Origin of the sequence: Streptomyces sudanensis (assembly GCF_023614315.1) — a bacterium.
Taxonomy (GTDB): domain Bacteria; phylum Actinomycetota; class Actinomycetes; order Streptomycetales; family Streptomycetaceae; genus Streptomyces; species Streptomyces sudanensis.
The window spans coordinates 3982832-3989489 of the sequence record NZ_CP095474.1 but is presented as its reverse complement, the minus strand read 5'-3'; the positions used below and the strand labels follow the sequence as shown (position 1 = coordinate 3989489).

Here is a 6658-nt window from a genome sequence, read left to right as displayed (position 1 = left end):
CCCCCGCCCGCCGTGATCGAGGTCGGCGCCCTCCGCGGCCCCGAGACGCTGCCGCGGCCGGCCGGGGCGCTCACCGAAGCGCACTTCCTCACCCACCAGTTCAGCGTGTGGGGGCAGTTGCCCGGCGGCGCGCCGATCACCGGCGCGCGGATCACCATCGACGTCGGCGGCGCCGAGCGGGTCGCCGAGTTCCGCTTCCGCCCCGAGTGCCGGGTCGCGGGCACCCTCGCGACCTGCCCGGTCGCCATGCCCGACGGCAACGGCGACCCCGAGACCCACGTCCCGTTCCACGTCCGCCCCCGCCTCGGTACGGCGGCCGGGGACCGGGGCGTGGTGAGGGCGACCGTCAGCGCCGACAACGCCCGCATGCGCCAGGAGACCCCCACGGAGATGCCGCTCCTCGTCGGCGACCGGGACGGCGTCGTCCTCGGCGGCCTCCCGGGCGCGAGCATGGTGGAGGTACCGCCGGGCGGCCGGGCCGCGGTGCCGTTCGAGCTGACCAACACCGGCGCCCGCACCCTGGACCGCGTGACGCTCGGCGTGGAGAGCTTCGACGGCGACGCGACGGTCGTCCTCCCCGGCGACCACGGCAACTGCCGGTACCACACGAAGGACCCCGGGAACCCGAAGTCGGCGCGGATCGGCATGGCGTGCGAGTTCGCGGCGGGCCTGCGGCCGGGCGTCACCTACCGGCCGTCGCCGGGCCTCGCGGTCGCCCTGGACGGCCTCGCCGAGTACGGCCGGCTCCGGTTCTCCGCCTCCACCCGCCCCGCGGCGGGGACGGGCGTGCGGGGCCGCTCGGCCCCGCTGGCGCTGGTGCCCGCCACCACGCCGACGCCGCCGCGCGTCCCGGAGCCGGCGGACCACTACACGGTGAACCAGCCGCCGGTCGTCGGCGTGCGCAGCGCCCCCGCCGCCGACGGCGCCGCGGTCGGCACGAGCGTCCGGGCGAAGGTCGGCAGGGAGGTCACCGCCCGCTTCGGCGTCGCCAACAGGGGCGGCGCGCCGCTCGCCGCGCCGGCCGTGCTGGTCGAGGTGCCGCGCGGCGTGGACGTCGTACGGCCCGATCCGCGCTGCCGCCCGGAGGCGTGGTCGGACCGGTGGAACGACGCGCCGCCGCCCACCTTCGGCGACCGTCCCGGCGACGCCGCCCCGGTGCCCGCCGGCGCGGTCTACCGCTGCGCCGACCCGGCGGCCCTGGCGCCCGGAGGGCAGCGGCTGTTCTCCTTCACCCTGAAGCCGCAGCGCGCGCTGGCCGGCGCCAGGGGCGTCGTGTTCGAGCCGGCGCTCAGCCCGTACGACCCCGCCCAGCGCGCGAAGGTCGCGTTCCTGACGGTCACCGCCACCGCGGCGGCCACGGCGACCCCCTCCCCCGCCCCGAGCACGGCACCGGGTGCCACGGCCGTAGCCGCCCCGAGCGCCTCCACCGGCGCGGCCGCCCCGGCGCACGGCGCGGGGACGGGCGGCGGTTCGGGCGCCCTGGCGGCGACCGGTTCGAACGGCGCCCCGGTCCTCGCGGGCGCGGCGGCCGCGCTCGCGGCGGTGGGCGGGCTGCTGGTCGTCTCCGTACGCCGCCGTACCGCGCGCCGGCGCCGCTGACCGCCCGCGCCCGCCGATCCCCGAGGGGGCGGACCGGCTCGGGCCGGTCCGCCCCCTCCGGTTCGTCCGGCCACCGGCCGCCCCGCCCCGGTCACCGGCCGCCCGGGCCGCCGATCGCCCCGCCGCGAGCCGGGCGCCGGCCGCCCGGGCGCCGGGCCGAGACGTCGCCGCACGAGCCGAAACGATCGATCATCGCTCATCGGAGCGCGATCGTCCACACGTGAGGAAGTTTTTGGCACGCAGTGTCTTGTGAGTTGGCACGGCGTGCCATACGTTGATGTCGTCCGGGTGGCCGGCGCACGGAGGACTTCCGTACGCCGGCTGTCCCCGCGGCTTCCCGGCCGCGCGCCCGGACGCCTGCGTCACAGGCACTTCCGCGCAACGGCCCCGCCGTCCCCGGTCCCCGCCACAAGCGGGGCGGAGCCGGACAGGGCCCCACGCCGCCCAGCCCCCACAGGCCGAACCGACGGCGCACCTCCCCAGAACAGCACCTCGACGTACCCCCTTCAGCGTCCCTCCGGGGACGCCGCATCGCCGGAGGCACACCGTGAAGGAAATCCTGGACGCGATCCAGTCGCCGGACTCCACGTCCGAGGACTTCGCCCGCGTCGAACTGCCGGAGTCCTACCGCGCGGTCACCGTCCACAAGGACGAGACCGAGATGTTCGCCGGGCTCGGCACACGCGAGAAGGACCCCCGCAAGTCCCTCCACATCGACCGGGTGCCCCTGCCGGAGCTGGGCCCCGGCGAGGCCCTCGTCGCCGTGATGGCCAGCTCGGTCAACTACAACTCGGTGTGGACCTCGATCTTCGAACCGGTGTCGACGTTCGGCTTCCTGGAGCGCTACGGCCGGCTGTCGGAGCTGACCCGGCGCCACGACCTGCCGTACCACGTCATCGGCTCCGACCTGGCGGGCGTCGTCCTGCGCACCGGTCCCGGCGTCAACGCCTGGAGGCCCGGCGACGAGGTCGTCGCGCACTGCCTCTCCGTGGAGCTGGAGTCCTCCGACGGCCACAACGACACGATGCTCGACCCCGAGCAGCGGATCTGGGGCTTCGAGACGAACTTCGGCGGCCTGGCGGAGATCGCGCTGGTGAAGTCGAACCAGCTGATGCCCAAGCCGGACCACCTGTCGTGGGAGGAGGCCGCGGCTCCGGGCCTGGTCAACTCCACCGCCTACCGCCAGCTCGTCTCCCGCAACGGCGCCGGCATGAAGCAGGGCGACAACGTCCTGATCTGGGGCGCCAGCGGCGGCCTCGGCAGCTACGCCACCCAGTTCGCCCTCGCCGGTGGCGCCAACCCGATCTGCGTCGTCTCCAGCGAGCAGAAGGCGGACATCTGCCGCTCCATGGGCGCCGAGGCGATCATCGACCGCAGCGCCGAGGGCTACAGGTTCTGGAAGGACGAGCACACCCAGGACCCCAAGGAGTGGAAGCGCTTCGGCAAGCGCATCCGCGACCTCACCGGCGGCGAGGACATCGACATCGTCTTCGAGCACCCGGGCCGCGAGACCTTCGGCGCCTCGGTGTACGTCACCCGCAAGGGCGGCACCATCACCACCTGCGCCTCCACCTCCGGCTACATGCACCAGTACGACAACCGCTACCTGTGGATGTCGCTGAAGCGGATCATCGGCTCGCACTTCGCCAACTACCGCGAGGCGTGGGAGGCCAACCGCCTCGTCGCCAAGGGGAAGATCCACCCGACCCTGTCGAAGGTGTACGCGCTGGAGGACACCGGTCAGGCCGCGTACGACGTCCACCGCAACCTCCACCAGGGCAAGGTCGGCGTGCTGTGCCTCGCCCCCGAGGAGGGCCTGGGCGTCCGCGACCCGGAGAAGCGCGCCCGGCACATCGACGCCATCAACCGCTTCCGGAACATCTGACCGGACGTCCGAGAGGCGACACCACCGTCATGACTGACCGTCGAAACGCACCCGCGCCAAAAGGCGCGCCCGTGCCGGAAGGGGCGAGGGAGCCCGGCGTCCGCGACCCGGGGAGCGCCGGCGCCGGCCCGCGGCGCCCGGCGGCGGGCCCGCGCGGGATGAAGGACCGCCCCTGGCTCATGCGGACGTACGCCGGCCACTCCACCGCCGAGGCGTCCAACGAGCTGTACCGGCGCAACCTCGCCAAGGGGCAGACCGGTCTCTCGGTCGCGTTCGACCTGCCCACGCAGACGGGCTACGACCCGGACCACGTCCTCGCCCGCGGCGAGGTCGGCCGGGTCGGCGTGCCGGTCTCCCACCTCGGCGACATGCGCAGGCTGTTCCGGGACATCCCGCTGGAGCGGATGAACACCTCCATGACCATCAACGCCACCGCCATGTGGCTGCTGGCGCTCTACCAGGTGGTGGCCGAGGAGCAGGGCGCGGACCTCTCCGAGCTCCAGGGGACGACGCAGAACGACATCGTGAAGGAGTACCTGTCGCGCGGGACGCACGTCTTCCCGCCCGGTCCGTCACTGCGGCTGACCACCGACATGATCACCTACACGGTGAACCACCTCCCCAGGTGGAACCCGATCAACATCTGCAGCTACCACCTCCAGGAGGCGGGCGCCACCCCGGTCCAGGAGATCTCGTACGCCGTCTCCACGGCCATCGCGGTCCTGGACGCGGTGTTCGCCTCCGGGCAGGTCCCCGAGGAGCGCAGGGGCGAGGTCGTCGCCCGGATCTCGTTCTTCGTGAACGCGGGCGTCCGCTTCATCGAGGAGATGTGCAAGATGCGTGCCTTCGGCCGCATCTGGGACCGGGTCACCCGCGAGCGGTACGGGATCGAGGACCCCCGGCAGCGCCGCTTCCGCTACGGCGTGCAGGTGAACTCGCTCGGGCTGACCGAGGCGCAGCCGGAGAACAACGTCCAGCGCATCGTCCTGGAGATGCTCGCCGTGACGCTGTCGAAGGACGCCCGCGCCCGGGCCGTCCAGCTGCCCGCCTGGAACGAGGCGCTGGGCCTGCCCCGGCCCTGGGACCAGCAGTGGTCGCTGCGTATCCAGCAGGTGCTGGCGTACGAGAGCGACCTGCTGGAGTACGACGACGTCTTCGCCGGTTCGCACGTCGTCGAGGCCAAGGTGGACGCCCTGGTCGAGGAGTGCCTCGCCGAGATCGACCGGATCCAGGCGATGGGCGGCGCGATGGCCGCCGTGGAGTCCGGCTACCTCAAGTCCCGGCTCGTCGCCTCGCACGCGGAGCGGCGGGCCCGGATCGAGGCCGGCGAGGAGAAGGTCGTCGGCGTCAACTGCTTCGAGTCCACCGAACCGAGCCCCCTGACCGCGGATCTGGACACGGCGGTCCAGACCGTGGACCCGGCGAACGAGGCACGGGTCGTCGCCGCGCTGCACGAGTGGCGCGACAACCGCGACGAGGCCCGCGCCCAGAACGCCCTCGCCGCCCTCAAGGCGACGGCCGCCGGGGACGGGAACCTCTTCGCCGCCACCCTGGAGTGCGCCCGTGCGGGGGTCACCACCGGGGAGTGGGCGTGGGCGCTGCGCGACGTGTTCGGCGAGTTCCGCGCGCCGACCGGCGTCTCGTCCGCCCCCCTGGCGGTGGCGGCCGAGGAGGGGACCCCGCTCGCGACCGTCCGGGAGAAGACCGCCCGGACGGCCGCCGAGCTGGGCGCGGGGCGGCTGCGGCTGCTGGTCGGCAAGCCGGGCCTGGACGGCCACTCCAACGGCGCCGAGCAGATCGCCGTACGGGCCAGGGACGCCGGCTTCGAGGTGGTCTACCAGGGCATCCGGCTCACCCCGGAGCAGATCGTGGACGCCGCGCTCGCGGAGGACGTGCACTGCGTGGGGCTGTCCATCCTGTCCGGCTCGCACGCCGAGCTGGTGCCGGACGTGCTGGGCCGGCTGCGGGACGCCGGCGCGGCCGACGTCCCGGTCGTCGTCGGCGGGATCATCCCGAACGCCGACGACGCCGAACTGAGGCGTGCGGGTGTGGCCGCCGTCTTCACCCCGAAGGACTTCGGGATCACGGAGATCATCGGTCGTATCGTCGACGAGATCCGCAAAGCCAACGGGCTCCGCCCCCTCGAGAACACGGAGGTCCCCGCATGACCGAGACCACGCCGGCCCAGCCGTCCCCCGCGCGNCCCNCCCCCGCCGTGAACCGGCTGCGCCCCCGCCGCTCCTGCCTGGCGGTGCCGGGCTCGAACCCGCGCTTCCTGGAGAAGGCCCAGGGCCTGGCGGCCGACCAGGTGTTCCTGGACCTGGAGGACGCCTGCGCGCCGCTCGCCAAGCCCGAGGCGCGGCACACGATCGTGAAGTTCCTCAACGAGGGCGACTGGACGGGCAAGACCCGCGTCGTACGGGTGAACGACTGGACGACCCACTGGACGTACCGGGACGTCGTCACGGTCGTCGAGGGCGCCGGCCCGAACCTCGACTGCATCATGCTGCCGAAGGTGCAGGACGCCTCACAGGTCGTCGCCCTGGACCTGCTGCTGACGCAGATCGAGAAGACGATGGGCTTCGAGGTCGGCCGCATCGGCATCGAGGCGCAGATCGAGAACGCCCGCGGGCTGAACAACGTCAACGAGATCGCCCAGGCGTCGCCGCGCCTCGAGACGATCATCTTCGGCCCGGCCGACTTCATGGCGTCGATCAACATGAAGTCGCTGGTGGTCGGCGAGCAGCCGCCCGGCTACCCGGCGGACGCCTACCACTACATCCTGATGAAGATCCTCATGGCGGCCCGCGCCAACGACCTCCAGGCGATCGACGGCCCCTACCTCCAGATCAGGAACGTGGAGGGCTTCCGCGCGGTCGCCGGCCGCGCCGCCGCGCTGGGCTTCGACGGCAAGTGGGTGCTCCACCCCGGCCAGGTCGAGGCGGCCAACGAGGTGTTCTCCCCGTCGCAGGAGGACTACGACCACGCCGAGCTGATCCTGGACGCGTACGAGTACCACACGTCCGAGGCGGGCGGCCGGAAGGGCTCCGCGATGCTCGGCGACGAGATGATCGACGAGGCGAGCCGGAAGATGGCCCTGGTCGTCGCGGGCAAGGGCCGGGCCGCCGGGATGCGGCGCACCAGCACGTTCGAGATCCCGGAGGCGTGAGGCGG

General features: G+C 73.4%; 4 protein-coding genes. All 4 read left to right on the top strand.

Annotation, left to right across the window (positions count from 1 at the left end; all coding sequences use genetic code 11):
* Positions 1–1599 (top strand): hypothetical protein (locus MW084_RS18335; RefSeq protein WP_275563688.1); only part of this gene is annotated, 1599 nt, incomplete at its 5' end.
* Between the two features lie 547 nt (positions 1600–2146).
* Complete coding sequence (gene ccrA / locus MW084_RS18330; RefSeq protein ID WP_010469526.1) at positions 2147–3484, top strand: crotonyl-CoA carboxylase/reductase; 1338 nt, start codon at positions 2147–2149, stop codon at positions 3482–3484.
* 158 nt (positions 3485–3642) lie between these two features.
* A complete protein-coding gene (locus MW084_RS18325; protein WP_106428038.1) occupies positions 3643–5652 on the top strand; it encodes a protein meaA in 2010 nt (669 codons plus the stop codon).
* 47 nt (positions 5653–5699) lie between these two features.
* Complete coding sequence (locus tag MW084_RS18320) at positions 5700–6653, top strand: HpcH/HpaI aldolase/citrate lyase family protein (protein WP_029553375.1); 954 nt, start codon at positions 5700–5702, stop codon at positions 6651–6653.
* Positions 6654–6658: the final 5 nt, after the last annotated feature.

Coding starts and splice junctions, on each gene's coding strand:
- MW084_RS18325 (WP_106428038.1), top strand. CDS start 3,643: ATGAAGGACCGCCCCTGGCTCATGCGGACGTACGCCGGCCACTCCACC.